Source organism: Mycobacterium sp. (assembly GCF_036490025.1).
Classification (GTDB): domain Bacteria; phylum Actinomycetota; class Actinomycetes; order Mycobacteriales; family Mycobacteriaceae; genus Mycobacterium.
The window spans coordinates 26,626-42,013 of sequence record NZ_DASXEP010000069.1 but is presented as its reverse complement, the minus strand read 5'-3'; the positions used below and the strand labels follow the sequence as shown (position 1 = coordinate 42,013).

Genomic DNA, 15,388 nt, shown 5'->3' with positions numbered 1-15,388 from the left:
CCTCTCTGTGCGACGTCGTCATTCGATTCGCTCCGTGCATACCGCGGCCATGTTCGCCAGCGCGCTCCGCACCGGCTCGCCAATCCGAAGGTCGTCGAGGTCGTCGAGCGCCGACGCGACCCGGTCGTTGATCATGTCTTCGATCCACTGCACGGCGCCCGTCGCGGCGATCAGCCGACGCCAACGTTCGACGTCGTCGTCGTCGAGGTCGCCGCTGTTCATCAGCTCGGTGAGCTGCCTGCGGGCTGGCGGATCGGCCAGCTGGTGTGCGGCGACGACCACACTGGTGGCTTTGCGCTCGATGAGATCCTGGCCGCTGGGCTTACCGGTCACCGTCTCGGCGCCGAATACGCCCAGCAGATCGTCGCGCAACTGGAACGCTTCGCCTACCGCCTCGCCGTAGCGGCCCAGACCGGAGACCGCGCGATCACTACAGTCGCTCATTGCTGCGCCGATCTCCAACGGCCGGCGCACCGTGTAGTTGCCCGATTTGCGCCGGGCCACCGCCAGGACGACGTCCATCGACGGCAGGTCTCGGACATCGCTTGCCAGATCGGCGAATTGGCCAAGCGCCAGCTCGGTGCGCATGGCGTCGTAGCGCGGCCAGGCCTGCTGCAGACGGCGATACTCGATGCCGCTTTCCCGGAGCATCTGTTCGGCCCAGATCAGACAGAGATCGCCGAGCAGGATCGCCGCCGATTCGCCGAATCGGTCCGCCGGCCCGGACAACCGTCGACTGCGATGCCACTGGCTGAATTGGATGTGTGCGCTGGGATGCCCGCGGCGCGACGATGCAGCGTCCATCACGTCGTCCTGCAAGAGAGCGAAAGCGTGCAGCAGCTCCAAACCGGAAGACGCAAACAGCGCCTTGTCGCTGTCCGGGGCGCCGGCCAGCCAACCCAGATACATGAACGTCGAACGCAGGCATTTACCACCGGCCACGAAGTTCACCAGGATGTCGCCGGCCACTTCCACGCCGGACTCATCCAGCTCAGCAGTGCATCGCCCGGTGACGAACTCGGTGACATGGGTCAAAACCTTGCGGCGTAACCCGATTCGCCAGGCCTCGAACTGCGCGGCATCCGACCGGGATTGACTCAGCCCAGCAGGGTGTGTGGATGGCGCCAACCACAAAGCACGCACCTCGCCCACTGAAGCCCTCCTCGACGGATCGGGTCGCGAAAAATCTGTAACGGCCCAGACTCACGCGCTATACCTCCCAGACGACGAAGACAAACACGTCGGCCCGGCCGTACCGGGGTAACTTCATAAGTTGAAAGTTTAATTTACTGAAATTCTTTCTGCTCGCCAGCGAAATATTCGCCTAGGGTGGGTCCATGACCGCAGCTCAGCGGGAACGACGCGTACTAGTGGGCACCTTGCGTGCGGTCGGTCCGGACGCGCCGACACTCTGCGAAGGTTGGAATACCCGCGACCTGGCTGCACACCTGGTCGTTCGTGAACGGCGCCTCGATGCGACGTTGGGTATCGCCGTGCCGTTTCTTGCCGACTACACCGCGAAGGTGCAGAACAAAATCGCGCAATCGACGGGCTGGGACGACCTGGTGGAGATGGTGGCGGCAGGGCCGCCGATCTATTCACCGTTCAAGCTGCTGGACCCGGTGGCCAACCTTGGCGAGATGTTCATTCATCACGAGGATGTGCGCCGGGCCGTCAACGGCTGGCAGCCCAGAGTGCTCGACGTGTCGATCGCCGCACCGCTGCGCCGTCAGCTAGGGCTGATGAGCCGCATGATGCTGAGCAAGCTGCCCGCGCAGGTGGTTCTGCAGACACCGGCTGGTGAGCAGATTGCCCGGGGGGGTCGTGGCGATGCCGTCACCGTGACCGGCGAACCGCAGGAGCTGTTGTTGTTCGCCGCGGGTCGCGATGCCGTGCGTGTCGAGTTCGACGGCGATGCTCAGCGGGTGGCGGCCGTTCGGTCGGCGCCCCGAGGTCTCTAACTGCGGCCGAGCAGATGCCGCAGCGTCTGTTCGAGGTCGGGGCGGCGGAACCGATGATTGTTTTCGTGCAACCGCGCCGGCAGCACCCGTTGACTGGCGCAGGCGAGTTCGCGCGCACCTTGCTTGCCGAGTAGCAGCCGCGGTCCGAGTGGCGGTACCGGCAACAACGCGGGGCGATGCAGCACCTGGGCCAGCGTTCGGGTGTAGTCGACGTTGCGTGCCGGTTCGGCGGCTACTGCGTTGACGGGTCCGGACAACTCGTTGTCCCAGAGCCCGCGATGGTAGACGTCAACCAGGTCGTCGATTCCGATCCAGGACAGCCACTGTCGGCCGTTGCCGAGTCGGCCGCCGAGCCCGGCGGAGAACAGCGGGCGAAACATCCGGAGTGTACCGCCGGCGGGGGATTGCACGATCCCGGTGCGCACCCGCACCACCCGTGCCCCGGTCTTCTCGACAGGGGCGGTCGCGTTCTCCCAGTCGGCCACCACGTCGGCCAGAAACCCGTCGCCGCGGTTGCTGTCTTCGGTCAGGGTCTCGTCGCCGCGGTCGTAGCCGTAGTAACCGATGGCCGAGGCGCTGATCAACACCTTGGGCCCGTCGGTCGATCGCGCGATCAGCTCGGCCAGGCGGCGCGTCGGCCCGATCCGGCTGTCACGGATCGCGGCGCGGTGTCCGTCGGTGAAGCGGCCCGCGATCGAAGCACCCGCGAGGTGGATCACCGCGTCCACGCCGGCCAACAGACCCGGGTCGGGGTCATCCGGATTCCATTGCCGTTCATCAGATTTGGCGGCCGAACGCCGCACCAGCCGGATCACCCGATGGCCGCCGGTGGACAGGAAAGCGGTCAATTGAGAGCCGACGAGTCCGGACGACCCGGTGATGGCGACCGTGATCGGCGTCAATCCGCGGGCGGCCGCATGCCGGTGTGCGGCGATGTCGTCAGCCAATTGGCGGTGCCGGTAGGCGAACATCGCCCGCAATGCCCTCGTCGGAATCGGCGTGTCGACGCGGTCGACAACCCGCGTCCGCTCGCCGTCGACCTCTTCGAAGTCGTGGGTGTGTCGCCACCGCACAGCCAGTCCGAGCGGCATGGACGCCAGCCCTTCGGTGCCGACCGAATCGACGAAGCGGCGCGGTGGATCGTAGCCGTCCGGTTGGTGGTCCGCCACCCAGCGCAGACCGCCCGGGAAGCCGAGTATGGCGCGCCCGTTTTCTAGCGAATCCGCTTCAGCCACGATGCGTCCTGGCTGCCACGGCGGCGAAAGCCGGGTGAATGCACCAGCTCGGGTGTGCCAGTCGAACACCTCGTAGACGGGTGCGTCGATCACGCTTGAATACACCAGCCCCATGAGGCCGACGGTACCTGGGTATCGGCGCGGCCTGGATATCTTGCCCGGCTCACCCTCGGGTCGGTCGACTACCGATCCGGCAGAGCGTGCTCAACGATCGGCAGCCGCGGCAGCGGCTGCCGTTCGCGCCGCTTGGCCGCCAGGTACACCTGCGCGGTCTCATCGGCCACGGTCTGCCAGTCGAAATCCGACGTCAGGCGCTGCCGCGCGGACTTTGCCCGGCGCTGTGCGCCCGCCGGTTCGTCGAGCACCGCGATAACCGCTTTGGCCAGTCGAGTCACATCGCGCGGCGGACACGACATCCCGGTCTCGCCGTCGATCACTGCCTCGCCCAGACCGCCGATGTTCGACGTCACCAACGGGGTGCCCGCGGCCGCGGCTTCCAGCGCCGCCAGCCCGAACGGTTCGTAGTGGCTGGGCAGCACGGCGGCGTCGGCGCGATGCAGTGCGGCCAACAGGTCGTCGTGATCGAGCCGCCCGACGAAGTGAGTTGCCTTGAGCACCCGATGTTTACGAGCCTGCGCGACAAGCCACTCCTGCTGGGTGCCCTCACCCGCGACGGTGAGGGTGGCGCCGGGATAGGCCCGCCGGATGCGAGGCAACGCGGCAATCGCCTCGTGCACGCCCTTCTCGTATTCCAGCCGGCCCACGTACAACAGCTCCGGTGGGCCGGTGCGGGATTTACGCTGGGCGAACGGCCACCGCGCCGCCTCGATCCCGTTGCGGATCACGGTGGTCTCGGCCAGCCCGGGCCCGAACAGCTCGGTGATCTCCTCGCTCATCGACGCCGAGCAGGCGATCAGCGAGTCGGATTCGCGCACCAGCCACGACTCAACCGAATGCACTTGTCTGCTCAGTGATCCGGCGACCCATCCGGAATGCCGGCCGGCCTCTGTCGCGTGGATCGTGGAAACCATTGGCACATCATAAAACTCGGCCAGCGCGATCGCCGGATGGGCGACCAGCCAATCGTGGGCGTGTACCACGTCGGGCCGCCATGGCTGGTCGCGGCGCCGGTCCTTCAGCGACAATCCCGTCCGGACCATCGCGTGACCCATCGCCAGTGTCCAGGCCATCATGTCGGTGCCGAAAGAGAATTCATGTGGGTCCTGCGCGGCGGCGACGACACGGACGTGTTCGCTGACTTCATCGGACGAAGGGTGGGTGCTCGGGTCGGTGCCCGTTGGCCGCCGCGACAGCACCACGACTTCGTGGCCGGCAGCGGCAAGCGCGGTCGACAGGTGATGGACATGCCGGCCGAGCCCGCCGATCACCACCGGCGGGTACTCCCACGACACCATCAGGATTTTCACCGCGGCAGCCTCCGTGCATCCAGCGCGCCGAACAGGCCGTCGGCCCGGTTCCAGCCGTCGGCCAGGCGCTGCGCGACTTCGCGGCGGCCCGACGCCAAGGTCCCGGCGATCTCGCGGGTGGCGTGGGCGTGCAGATGCGCGCGGTAGCGGGCGTAGTCGGCCGCGGAGTCCTTGCTCACCATGAACGGCCAATCACTGGACACGGTGAGCAGTGTCTCGCGCAGGATCTGATCGGCGATGTGGTCGCGCGGGATCGGCCCGTCCAGCGACGCGGTCTGGGCCAGCGCCTTGTCGACGGTGGACAGTGCGGTCTCGACGACCTCGGAGTTGAGCCGCACTAAATCGGCCACCTTGTCACCGGCCCACACCTGCCAGTCCTTGCCGGAACCCCAAGAGCTGGACGGCAATTCAACGGCATCGCCGACGAGGCCGGCGCTGACGGCGTCGCTCAACGTGCCGACGCGCACACCGGCCTCGGGCAATGCACGCAGCACTCGCTCCAACCAGACCGGGCCCTCGTACCACCAGTGGCCGAACAGTTCGGTGTCGAATGCGGCGACCACGTGCGCAGGCCGGTCGATGCGTTCGGATTCGGCCAGCAGTCGGCTGCGGACCACGTCGACGAAATCTGCGACGTGGCTGTCGATTGCGCGATCGGCACGGCCGGGATCGTAGGGCGCTTTGTTCTCCGACGGCACGTTACGGCCGGTGACCCGGGCCGGCTTCAACCCGGTGCGATGGTCGTAGGTGTGGAAGTCGCGGTAGGCGGCGTGACCGGGATAACCGGATTTCGGCGACCACACCCGGTAGCTGACCTGCAGGTCGCGGCCGAAAGCGACGACGTCGGAATCGCCGACCGGCCGGCCGAGCGCGGTGTCGCCATGCAGTGACGGACCGTCGACCATGAAGTGGCCGACTCCGGCGTCGGCATAGTCGTGTTCCATGCCCGGGGCGTAGGCGCATTCGGGTGCCCAGATCCCAATTGGCTTGTGCGCCAGCCGCTGCCGGGCATCAGCCAGACCTTCGCGCAGCGCGAACTCGCGCAACCGCGGGTTGAGCAGCGGCTGGAACGGATGCGCGAGTGGGCCGCCCAATAACTCGACCGTGCCCGCGTCGATCAGCGTGCGCAACAGCGGGCTGGCACCATGGCGCCAGTAGGTGGTGAAATCGCCGAGCGCCTCTTCGGTCTCAGCGAACTCGCGAATCCCGAACGCGCGTAATGCCTCCGGCGATGAAGCTAAAGCGGTGTCGGACGAGTCGCCGGGGCGCACGCTGGCAGCCTCGGCGGCGCGGAGTTGCCAGTTGGCCAGCCAGTGGTGCATACCGTCGAGGCAGTACGGGTCGTCGAGCTGTGCGGTGACCACCGGAGTGACGCCCAGGGTGATCAGCCGATGCCGGTCCTCGTCGGCCAGTCTGCGCAGCACCCGCAACAGCGGCAGGTAGGACGCCGACCAGGACTGGTAGAGCCATTCCTCGCCGACCGGCCAGCGGCCGTGGTGGGCCAGCCACGGTAGATGGGTGTGCAGCACCAACGTGAACATCCCAGGCACCGGGTCTCGCATGGTGGGCGCCGCTGTCATGTGCGCCACTCCTCGATCCCGGCTGCGCCGGCATCATCGTCGTCGGTGGGGCGCACCGCGATCGCAACCAGATCCAGGCTGTCATCGATGTGACGGGCCCGGTCCGTGGCAGCATCGATGATGTCGAAGTCCGCGGCGGTGACCGCGGCGACGTCGGCCAGCAACTGTTCGGGCCAGGGCGCATCGGCGACGGCACGTGCGATCTGGGCGTCGATGATCGAACCACCGTGCCGGGCATCCATCTCGGCCAGCCGCGGGCCGTGGAAGACCCCGCTCATCACGACCGACGCGAAACCGGCATCGCGCAAAAGCCCGGTCAGCTCGTCGGCATTCAGCTCGCGGGTGTGAAACGGATTGATCGGGGTGTCGCGTCCCGGCGAGAACGTGATCCGGTTGGGGGTGGATACCATCAGCACTCCGGAGGGCCGCAGCACCCTGGCGCACTCGCTGACGAACTGCGGCTGATCCCACAGGTGCTCGATCACTTGGAAGTTGACCACGACGTCGACCGAGTCGTGGGGCAGCGGCAACTCGGCGAGGTTTCCGTGGATGACGTCCACCCGCGGGTAGCAGGCGCGTACATGGGCGACGGTGGCCTCGTCGTAGTCCAGCGCCGTCACCCGACGGGCAACTGCGGCGATCAGATCGGCGCCATAGCCTTCTCCGCAGCCCGCCTCCAGCACGTCGAGATCCGCACAGCGCTGCGCCAACCGCCGGTAGACCACCTCGTGCCGGCGGAACCAGTAATTCTCCACGTCCAGGCCCGGAATGGTGCGTTCACCGGTCAACGGCAAGACCGGGTCGACGGGGGCGTGGGGAAGGTCAGGGATGAAAGCGCTCATTGCTTAGGGAGGCTAGCTCCTGGAGCCGGGTTCGCGAATGGTTCGCCGGGGTATTCACGCTCGCGGGGCAGATGCGCGGACAGAACCTGCAGGACGACCCGCTATGGTGTGAGAGCGAACCGCACAAAGTTACCGGTCAGTAACATGCGGGTGCGGGGCGCACAAGACGTGACCTAAGTCCTGCCGCTCACGGCTGCAGGACTCACTCGAGGAGGACGAGCCACTCTCATGACGAACATCGTGGTCCTGATCAAGCAGGTCCCGGACACCTGGTCAGAGCGCAAACTCAAAGAAGGCGATTGGACGCTGGACCGCGAGGCCGCCGACGCCGTACTGGACGAGATCAACGAGCGCGCTGTCGAAGAGGCGTTGCTGATCCGGGAGAAAGAGGCCGCCGACGGCACCGAGGGCTCGGTGACGGTGCTGACCGCGGGCCCGGAGCGGGCCACCGAGGCGATCCGCAAGGCACTGTCGATGGGTGCCGACAAGGCCGTCCACCTGCTCGACGACGGGCTGCACGGATCCGACGTCGTCCAGACCGGGTGGGCGCTGGCACGCGCGCTGGGCACCATCGAGGGCACCGAGCTGGTCATCGCCGGCAACGAGGCCACCGACGGCACCGGCGGCGCGGTGCCGGCCATCATCGCGGAGTACCTCGGCCTGCCGCAGTTGACCCATCTGCGCAAGCTTTCGCTGAACGGCGACAAGATCACCGGCGAGCGGGAAACCGACGACGGCGTGTTCACCATCGAGGCGTCGCTGCCCGCCGTGGTGAGCGTCAACGAGAAGATCAACGAGCCGCGGTTCCCCTCCTTCAAAGGCATCATGGCCGCCAAGAAGAAGGAAGTCACCAAGCTGACCCTGGCCGAGATCGGTGTCGAGGCCGATGAGGTCGGGCTGGACAACGCCGGCTCGAAGGTCCTGGCATCCACCCCCAAGCCGCCGAAGACCGCCGGTGAGAAGGTCACCGACGAGGGCGAGGGCGGCAGCCAGATTGCCCAGTACCTGGTTTCCCAGAAGATCATCTAAGACGTAGTCCCCAACTGAAAGACATCGAATAACTCATGGCTGAAGTATTGGTGCTCGTCGAGCACGCTGATGGCGCTCTGAAGAAGGTAACCTCCGAATTGATCACCGCGGCACGTGTTTTGGGTGATCCCGCCGCCGTCGTGGTGGGCAAGCCCGGAACGGCGGACCCGCTGGTCGATGGCTTGAAGTCGGCCGGTGCCGGCAAGATCTACGTCGCCGAATCCGACGCGGCGGAAAACTATCTCATCACCCCATCCGTTGACGTGCTTGCCGCCCTGGCCGAATCTGCCAGTCCGGCAGCCGTTCTGCTGGCCTCCGGCGCCGACGGCAAGGAGATCGCCGGCCGGCTCGCTGCCAGGATCGGTTCGGGTCTGCTGGTCGACGTGGTAGGTGTAGAGGCCGGACCCAAGGCCATTCACTCCATCTTCGGTGGCGCGTTCACCGTCGAGGCGCAGACCAACGGCGACACCCCGGTGATCACCGTGCGCGCGGGCGCGGTCGACGCCGAACCGGCTGACGGCGCGGGTGAAAAGGTCACCGTGGAGGTGCCCGAGCCCGCCGAGAACGCCGCCAAGGTGACCTCGCGCCAGCCCGCAGTCGCCGGCGACCGCCCCGAACTCACCGAAGCCACCATCGTGGTCTCCGGTGGACGTGGTGTCGGCAGCGCCGACAACTTCCACGTGGTCGAGGAATTGGCCGACTCGCTGGGTGCGGCGGTCGGCGCGTCCCGCGCCGCGGTGGACTCGGGTTACTACCCCGGCCAGTTTCAGGTGGGCCAGACCGGTAAGACCGTCTCGCCGCAGCTCTACATCGCGCTGGGCATCTCCGGGGCGATCCAGCACCGCGCCGGCATGCAGACCTCGAAGACGATCATCGCCGTCAACAAGGATGAAGAGGCGCCGATCTTCGAGATCGCCGACTACGGTGTGGTCGGCGACCTGTTCAAGGTTGCGCCGCAGCTCACCGAGGCGGTCAAGACCCGCAAGGGCTGATCCGGTTTGTTACTTCGTTCCAGGAAAGGGCCCGATGATGAAGGCAATGGCGCCAGCCGCAATGGCGGTCGCCGCGCTGCTGTTCAGTGGATGTTCGGCGTCGCAGATCATCAACACCGGTGGTGACACCAAGTGCAAGGACTTCACCACGCAGGACGAGAAGAAGCAGAACGAAGAGGTCAGCAAGATGCTCAAGGACAAGAGCGGCGCTGACCCCTCCAATCTCGAGATCTCCGCGACGCGGTTATCGGCGGCGACCTACTGCCAAACGCTCGGCAAGCCGGACACCAAGATCTCCGAGGCGCCGCACGGCTGATCGGAAATCGGTTGCGCTGGCGGACTACTCACCGTCGGCTTGCAGGACCACCATTGTCCGCGCCGCCACCCGAACAGCGCTGGCAGCCGGGATCGGTTGTTGATCTTCGGAATTGGCCGACTCGCCGGCAGTGTCGACGGCGGGTAGCCATGATCGACCGAACTCTGCCGGCGGCATGGTGAACTCGATCGGCTCGTGGTGGGCGTTGAAGCACAGGACAAACGAATCGTCGGTGATCCGCTGCCCACGGGCGTCCAGGCCAGGGATGCCCAAGCCGTTCAGATAGACCGCTACTGATTTGCCGAAGCCGGAATCCCAGTCTTCGTCACTCATTTCGGAGCCGTCGGGCCGAAACCAAGAGATGTCCGGCTGTGCTTCGGCGCCGCGCCGGCGCACCGGCACTCCCTCGAAGAATCGGCGACGCCGGAACACCGGATGCGCTGCGCGCAGAGCGGACACCGACCGGGTGAATTCCAACAGCTCGGTATCCGTTGACTCCCAATGCATCCAGGTGATCTCGTTGTCCAGGCAGAATCCGTTATTGTTGCCGTTTTGAGTGCGCCCGATCTCGTCGCCGTGTGAGATCATCGGAACCCCTTGGGACAGCAGCGTCGTCGCGAGGAAGTTGCGCTGCTGGCGAGCGCGCAGCGCATTGACCTCGGGGTCGTCGGTTGGGCCTTCCGCACCGCAGTTCCAGGATCGATTGTTGCTCTCGCCGTCGTTGTTGCCCTCTTGGTTGGCCTCGTTGTGTTTTTCGTTGTACGACACCAGGTCGCGCAACGTGAAACCATCGTGCGCCGTGACGAAATTGATGGATGCCACCGGGCGCCGGGCGGTGTGCTCGTAGAGGTCGGCCGAGCCGGTCAGCCGGGAGGCGAACTCGCCCAACGTCGCTGGTTCGCCTCGCCAATAATCGCGCACGGTGTCGCGGAACTTGCCGTTCCACTCCGTCCACTGCGGCGGAAAATTACCGACCTGGTAGCCGCCGGGGCCCACATCCCACGGTTCGGCGATCAGCTTGACCTGGCTGACCGTCGGATCCTGTTGCACCAGTTCGAAAAATGCCGACAGTCGGTCCACGTCGTAGAACTCGCGGGCCAGTGTTGCGGCCAGGTCGAAGCGGAAGCCGTCAACGTGCATTTCGGTCACCCAGTACCGCAACGAATCCATGATCAGCTGCAGTGTGTGCGGGTGACCGACATTGAGACTGTTGCCGGTTCCGGTGTAGTCCATGTAATACTGCTGATCATCGTCGACCAGCCGGTAATAGGCGGCGTTGTCAATCCCGCGCATCGACAATGTCGGGCCCAGGTGGTTGCCCTCGGCGGTGTGGTTGTACACCACGTCGAGGATCACTTCGATGCCCTCCTCATGCAGGGCCCGGACCATCGTCTTGAACTCTTGCACCTGACCGCCGGGCGTAGCGCTGGAGGCGTACTTGAAGTCGGGTGCCAGGAAGCCGATTGTGTTGTAGCCCCAGTAGTTTGACAGCCCCTTGTCGACGAGCGTGGAATCGTTGGCGAAGTGGTGCACCGGCATCAGCTCGATCGCGGTGACGTTCAGACTCTTCAGGTGCTCGATGATCACCGGGTGTGCGATGCCGGCGTACGTGCCGCGCAGCCGTTCGGGGATATCGGGATGCAGTTGGGTCAGCCCCTTGACGTGAGCCTCGTAGATCACGGTGTCGGCATACTCATGGTCCGGCGGGCGGTCGTTGCCCCAGTCGAAGTACGGGTTGATTACCACCGATTTCGGCATGCGCGGCGCGGAGTCGTCGTCGTTGCGGCTGTCGGGGTCGCCGAAGTTGTAACTGAACAGCGCCTGATGCCACTCGAAGTTGCCGTCGATCGCCTTCGCGTACGGGTCCAGCAGCAGCTTGGCCGGGTTACATCGCTGCCCCGCGGACGGATCGTATGGCCCGTGTACCCGGTAGCCGTAGCGCTGACCCGGTTCGACAGCCGGCAGAAAGCCGTGCCAGACGAAGCCGTCCACGTCGTTCAACGCCACCCTGGACTCAACGTCGTCGCCGTCGAAGAGACACAGCTCCACCTTTTCGGCCACCTCGCTGAACACCGCAAAGTTAGTGCCCGAGCCGTCGTAGGTGGCGCCCAGCGGGTAGGCCTTGCCCGGCCACTGCTCGATGGATGCCGGCGGCGATGCGACCGAATCGACAACTTCCGACACAGCGCCCTCTTTCGCCAAAGGGCCGCGTGGATACGGCCCGACGCTGGGGATACCCGCCCGGCGGCCGGTCACACATTCTGTGAACCGAGGCACAATGCGGCGGTCAGTCGCCGTTGGCGCGCTACGCCGGGTCGGCTAAACGACAGCGGATGAGCCGGTGTCCACGGCGATTGACCGAACCTCGATCCCCTCGAGCGTCTTCGCGGTCCGCCACCTGTGCAGGATGTCGGCGTATTCGGTTGGGCTGCCGAAGAAGAAGCTGTCCTGGTTCAGCCGTGCGCTCGGCTGGCCTTCGCGGTTGTAGTAGCCGGGAGTGCACGATTCTCGCCGCCCGGCGATGACACTGGAGCGTTGCACGACGGTGTCCACCCAGGCGGCTTCGGCATCCTCGGTGGCCTCCACCTCCGTGGCGCCGTGCTGCAGCGCCCACGCGATCAGCCAAGCGATGTGACGGGACTGGGTGTCGATCAGGTACGGGAAGTTCACGGTGAAGCCGGACTGCGCGATGCTTTCGATGAAGCAGTTCGGAAAGCCGTTGATGTGCAAGCCGTGCAGCGTGCGAACGCCGTCGGCCCACTTGTCGGTGAGCGCCAGCCCGTCGCGGCCGATGATTTCGAAGCCGGTGCGCTGCGAGTAGCTGGTGCCGACTTCAAATCCGGTGGCGAAAATCAAACAGTCCAACGGATATCCGACACCGTCCACGACGACGCCGCCAGCGGTGATCTGCTGGACGCCGAGGCCGTGGGTGTCGACCAGGGTGACGTTGTCACGGTTGAACGCCTGCAGGTATTCGTCGTGGAAGCAGGGCCGCTTGCAGTAGTACCCGTACCACGGCTTGAGCGCCTCGGCGGTGGAGGTATCGGCCACGATGGCTTCGACGCGCGCCCGGATCTCTTCCATCTTGGCGAAGTCGGCCATTTCGGCGGCGTTCGGGCCGCCTTCGTTGACGATCGGCATTTTCTTGGTGAGGCTGGTCCAGGCATCGTCGACCAGATCCTCGTCCGATGTGCCTCCGGCAGTGAGGATTTGGAAGTTCTCCATGCGGCGTCGTTGCCAACCGGGTTCCAGCGACGCGGCCCAGTCGGGTTCGGTCAGCCGGTTGGCTCGCACGTCCACCGTGGACGGGGTGCGTTGAAAGACGAACAGTTGATGCACCGCTTCGGCGAGTCGCGGCACGCACTGGATGGCCGTTGCGCCGGTTCCGATGATCCCGACCCGCTGATCGGACAGCCCGCCCAGGTCGGCTCCGGTGTATTCGTAATCCCAGCGACTGGTGTGAAAGGCATGACCGCCGAAGTGGGTAATGTCGGTGATCCCAGGCAGTTTCGGTTTCTGTAGGTATCCATTGGCCATCGCCACGAACCGGGCCCGAATCTGGTCACCGCGGTCGGTGGAGATTACCCACCGTGAATTGTCTGGCTCCCAACGGATTTCCCGCACCTCGGTCTGCAGACACGCGTCACGGTACAAGTCGTAGTGCTCGGCGATGCGCCGGCAGTGAGCCCAGATCTCGGCGCCCTTGGCGTACTTCTCGGTCGGGATGTAGCCGAGCTCTTCGAGCAACGGCATGTAGACGTAGGATTCGACGTCGCAGGCGATTCCGGGGTAGCGATTCCAGTACCAGGTGCCCCCGACGTCAGCGGCCTTGTCGATCAACCGCACATTGTCGACACCGAGTTGCTTGCACCGCGCCCCGATCAGTAGCCCGCCGAAACCGGCGCCGATCACGGCGACGTCGACGGAATCCATGATGGGTTCGCGGCTGAAATCGGGGTCGGCCCATGGATCATCGCCGAACTTGCTGAATGCGCCGGTTATTTCCACATACTGCGAAATGCCGTCCGAGCGCAGACGCCGTCGGCGTTCCTCGGCGTACTTGGTGCGCAGCGCATCGGGATCGACGGTATCCGCGCTGCGCCTAGACGTCACGGCTGAATACTGGACCAATTTTGTGAGCCAGGCAACGTCGAAATGCAGACCTTCGTCACCTAACGTGCACGGACACGTTACGGCCGCGATGCCAATTAGCTGATCAACAGCGCCACAGTGGCGCATATGGGTACTGATTCGGTCCTCATCGCCGCCGACAAGCCGGCCCCGGGGACGCGTTCGTCGGCCGAGCCACGCTATTCCCTGTTGCTGTCCACCGACTCCGCTCACATCGAAGGAGCCCAACGGCTGCGTTACGAGGTGTTCAGTAGCGAGCCGGGCTTCGCGCTGACCGGACACGACGCAGGCCTCGACGTCGACCGTTTCGACGAACACTGTGACCACTTGCTGGTGCGCGAGGACAACTCCGGTGAGCTGGTGGGCTGTTACCGGATGCTTTCGCCGACCGGCGCTGTTGCGGCCGGCGGACTTTACACCGCAACGGAATTCGACATTCAAGCGCTGGACTCGCTGCGACCGTCGTTGGTGGAGATGGGCCGTGCGGTGGTTCGTCACGATCACCGCAGCGGCGCTGTCGTACTCCTGATGTGGGCCGGCATCCTGGCCTACCTCGACCATCGCAACTACGACTATGTCACCGGCTGCGTATCGGTACCGGTAGCCGGAGACGACGGACCACCGGGCAGTCAGATTCGCGGGGTGCGCGATTTCGTGCTGCGACGCCATGCCGCCTCAGCCGATTACCGGGTGCATCCGCACCGGCCGGTGATCATCGACGGACGTCCGCTGGACGAGATCGCGCCGCCCGCGCGGCCGGTGATACCGCCGCTGATGCGCGGCTACCTGCGGCTGGGTGCGCGGATATGCGGTGAGCCGGCCTACGACGCCGGCTTCGGCGTCGGAGATTTCCCCGCACTGCTGGACAAACGTCAGGCCGACACCCGCTACCTGCGCCGGCTCCGGTCGATATCGGCGGCCAGCCAAGCAGCGGACCGGGTGGCTTGATGAGCGGCCCGGCGTCGCGGGACCACGCCTGGTTGCCGCGCGCGACCTGCAATGCGGAATGCCTGCGGGCCGGCGGCTATGAAGCGACCCGGCGGCTGATCGTGGCGTTGCGGGTCGCGCGCCGGATCAGCTTGTTGCTGCTGTTGGCACCCGCGTTGCCGCTGCTGGCGGGGGTGCTACCGGGATGGTCAAAGTCCAGACAGATTTACTGCCGACTGTTGTTGGGGTGCCTCGGAGTCAAGACCACGGTCGCCGGCGGGCCGATCCGCAATCTGCCCGGCGTGCTGGTGGTCAGCGACCACATGTCCTGGCTGGACATCCTGACGATCGGCGCCGCGCTGCCGTCGAGCCGGTGGCGGGCATCGCCGCTGTCGTTTGTTGCCCGGGCCGACGTGGCGGGCAATTCAGCGGTGCGGATGATGGCGCGCATCGTGAATGTCATCCCGATCGAGCGGGCCAGCCTGCGCCGGCTGCCCGAGGTGGTGGCCACCGTGGCCGCCCGGCTCGATGCGGGTCACACCGTGGTGGCATTCCCCGAGGGCACCACCTGGTGCGGCCTGCCCGGCGATGATTCGGGCCGCTCTGGGCGGGCCCACCAGGGCTCGGGGCCGTTCTATCCGGCGATGTTCCAGGCCGCCGTCGACACCGGCCGACCGGTCCAGCCGCTGCGGCTGCGCTACCAGCATCGCAACGGCCAGGCCTCGACCGTCCCGGCCTTTATCGGCGACGACACGTTGCTGCGCTCGATCGGTCGGCTGATGGTCGCCCGTCGCACGGTGGCACGGATCTACGTCGAATCACTGCAGCTGCCGGGGGTGGATCGGCGAGAGCTGGCCCGGCGCTGCCAGGCAGCGATACGCAGCGCACCGGCGCCACAGCCGGGGCACGGGCAGCGGTCGTCTGTGCTGGCGTCCTGACCACCAGCGG

General features: G+C 65.9%; 13 protein-coding genes. 6 read left to right on the top strand and 7 right to left on the bottom strand.

Annotation, left to right across the window (positions count from 1 at the left end; all coding sequences use genetic code 11):
• Window positions 1-18: 18 nt before the first annotated feature.
• Window positions 19-1,143, bottom strand: coding sequence for a polyprenyl synthetase family protein (locus VGG53_RS07630; protein WP_414688908.1), 1,125 nt, complete (start codon window positions 1,141-1,143; stop codon window positions 19-21).
• Window positions 1,144-1,337: 194 nt separating this feature from the next.
• Between VGG53_RS07630 and VGG53_RS07625 the strand changes: the two genes are divergently transcribed.
• Window positions 1,338-1,961: a TIGR03085 family metal-binding protein gene (locus VGG53_RS07625; RefSeq protein WP_331517438.1), complete on the top strand. Its 624-nt coding sequence runs from the start codon at window positions 1,338-1,340 to the stop codon at window positions 1,959-1,961.
• On the opposite strand, the gene VGG53_RS07620 is transcribed toward VGG53_RS07625, so the two are convergent.
• The 4 genes from VGG53_RS07620 to VGG53_RS07605 form a co-directional block, all read right to left on the bottom strand.
• Window positions 1,958-3,310: a TIGR01777 family oxidoreductase gene (locus tag VGG53_RS07620; RefSeq protein WP_331517437.1), complete on the bottom strand. Its 1,353-nt coding sequence runs from the start codon at window positions 3,308-3,310 to the stop codon at window positions 1,958-1,960. The genes VGG53_RS07625 and VGG53_RS07620 overlap by 4 nt on opposite strands.
• Window positions 3,311-3,378: 68 nt before the next feature.
• The gene (locus tag VGG53_RS07615) at window positions 3,379-4,623 is read right to left on the bottom strand and encodes a glycosyltransferase family 4 protein (RefSeq protein ID WP_331517436.1); all 1,245 of its coding nucleotides are present in this window, start codon (window positions 4,621-4,623) and stop codon (window positions 3,379-3,381) included.
• Window positions 4,620-6,203, bottom strand: coding sequence for a 1,4-alpha-glucan branching protein domain-containing protein (locus VGG53_RS07610; RefSeq protein ID WP_414688906.1), 1,584 nt, complete (start codon window positions 6,201-6,203; stop codon window positions 4,620-4,622). The genes VGG53_RS07615 and VGG53_RS07610 overlap by 4 nt, the downstream gene beginning before the upstream one ends.
• A complete protein-coding gene (locus VGG53_RS07605) occupies window positions 6,200-7,045 on the bottom strand; it encodes a class I SAM-dependent methyltransferase (protein ID WP_331517435.1) in 846 nt (281 codons plus the stop codon). The genes VGG53_RS07610 and VGG53_RS07605 overlap by 4 nt, the downstream gene beginning before the upstream one ends.
• A 228-nt stretch (window positions 7,046-7,273) precedes the next feature.
• Here VGG53_RS07605 and VGG53_RS07600 point away from each other — a divergent pair, with 228 nt between their 5' ends.
• From VGG53_RS07600 to VGG53_RS07590, 3 genes are read left to right on the top strand one after another with little or no spacing between them, the layout of a single operon-like run.
• Window positions 7,274-8,074, top strand: coding sequence for an electron transfer flavoprotein subunit beta/FixA family protein (locus VGG53_RS07600; protein WP_331517434.1), 801 nt, complete (start codon window positions 7,274-7,276; stop codon window positions 8,072-8,074).
• Window positions 8,075-8,109: 35 nt separating this feature from the next.
• Complete coding sequence (locus VGG53_RS07595; protein WP_331517432.1) at window positions 8,110-9,066, top strand: electron transfer flavoprotein subunit alpha/FixB family protein; 957 nt, start codon at window positions 8,110-8,112, stop codon at window positions 9,064-9,066.
• A 34-nt stretch (window positions 9,067-9,100) separates the two neighbouring features.
• Entirely contained in the window at window positions 9,101-9,382 is a 282-nt protein-coding gene (locus VGG53_RS07590) for a hypothetical protein (RefSeq protein WP_331517431.1), read from the top strand.
• A gap of 24 nt (window positions 9,383-9,406) precedes the next feature.
• On the opposite strand, the gene glgX is transcribed toward VGG53_RS07590, so the two are convergent.
• Window positions 9,407-11,566: a glycogen debranching protein GlgX gene (gene glgX / locus VGG53_RS07585; protein WP_331517430.1), complete on the bottom strand. Its 2,160-nt coding sequence runs from the start codon at window positions 11,564-11,566 to the stop codon at window positions 9,407-9,409.
• Between the two features lie 135 nt (window positions 11,567-11,701).
• Complete coding sequence (locus VGG53_RS07580) at window positions 11,702-13,495, bottom strand: NAD(P)/FAD-dependent oxidoreductase (protein WP_331517428.1); 1,794 nt, start codon at window positions 13,493-13,495, stop codon at window positions 11,702-11,704.
• 126 nt (window positions 13,496-13,621) lie between these two features.
• Between VGG53_RS07580 and VGG53_RS07575 the strand changes: the two genes are divergently transcribed.
• Both VGG53_RS07575 and VGG53_RS07570 read left to right on the top strand, forming a co-directional pair.
• Complete coding sequence (locus VGG53_RS07575) at window positions 13,622-14,461, top strand: GNAT family N-acetyltransferase (RefSeq protein ID WP_331517427.1); 840 nt, start codon at window positions 13,622-13,624, stop codon at window positions 14,459-14,461.
• On the top strand, window positions 14,461-15,378 hold the full coding sequence (locus VGG53_RS07570; RefSeq protein ID WP_331517426.1) for a lysophospholipid acyltransferase family protein: 918 nt from the start codon (window positions 14,461-14,463) through the stop codon (window positions 15,376-15,378). Before VGG53_RS07575 ends, VGG53_RS07570 begins: the two co-directional genes overlap by 1 nt.
• Window positions 15,379-15,388 lie beyond the last annotated feature (10 nt).

What these genes read in the sequence shown, in the direction of transcription:
- VGG53_RS07625 (WP_331517438.1), top strand. Translation starts at nt 1,338, where the DNA reads ATGACCGCAGCTCAGCGGGAACGACGCGTACTAGTGGGCACCTTGCGT.
- VGG53_RS07620 (WP_331517437.1), bottom strand. Translation starts at nt 3,310, where the DNA reads ATGGGGCTGGTGTATTCAAGCGTGATCGACGCACCCGTCTACGAGGTG.
- VGG53_RS07610 (WP_414688906.1), bottom strand. Translation starts at nt 6,203, where the DNA reads ATGACAGCGGCGCCCACCATGCGAGACCCGGTGCCTGGGATGTTCACG.
- VGG53_RS07605 (WP_331517435.1), bottom strand. Translation starts at nt 7,045, where the DNA reads ATGAGCGCTTTCATCCCTGACCTTCCCCACGCCCCCGTCGACCCGGTC.
- VGG53_RS07600 (WP_331517434.1), top strand. Translation starts at nt 7,274, where the DNA reads ATGACGAACATCGTGGTCCTGATCAAGCAGGTCCCGGACACCTGGTCA.
- VGG53_RS07595 (WP_331517432.1), top strand. Translation starts at nt 8,110, where the DNA reads ATGGCTGAAGTATTGGTGCTCGTCGAGCACGCTGATGGCGCTCTGAAG.
- VGG53_RS07590 (WP_331517431.1), top strand. Translation starts at nt 9,101, where the DNA reads ATGATGAAGGCAATGGCGCCAGCCGCAATGGCGGTCGCCGCGCTGCTG.
- VGG53_RS07575 (WP_331517427.1), top strand. Translation starts at nt 13,622, where the DNA reads ATGGGTACTGATTCGGTCCTCATCGCCGCCGACAAGCCGGCCCCGGGG.
- VGG53_RS07570 (WP_331517426.1), top strand. Translation starts at nt 14,461, where the DNA reads ATGAGCGGCCCGGCGTCGCGGGACCACGCCTGGTTGCCGCGCGCGACC.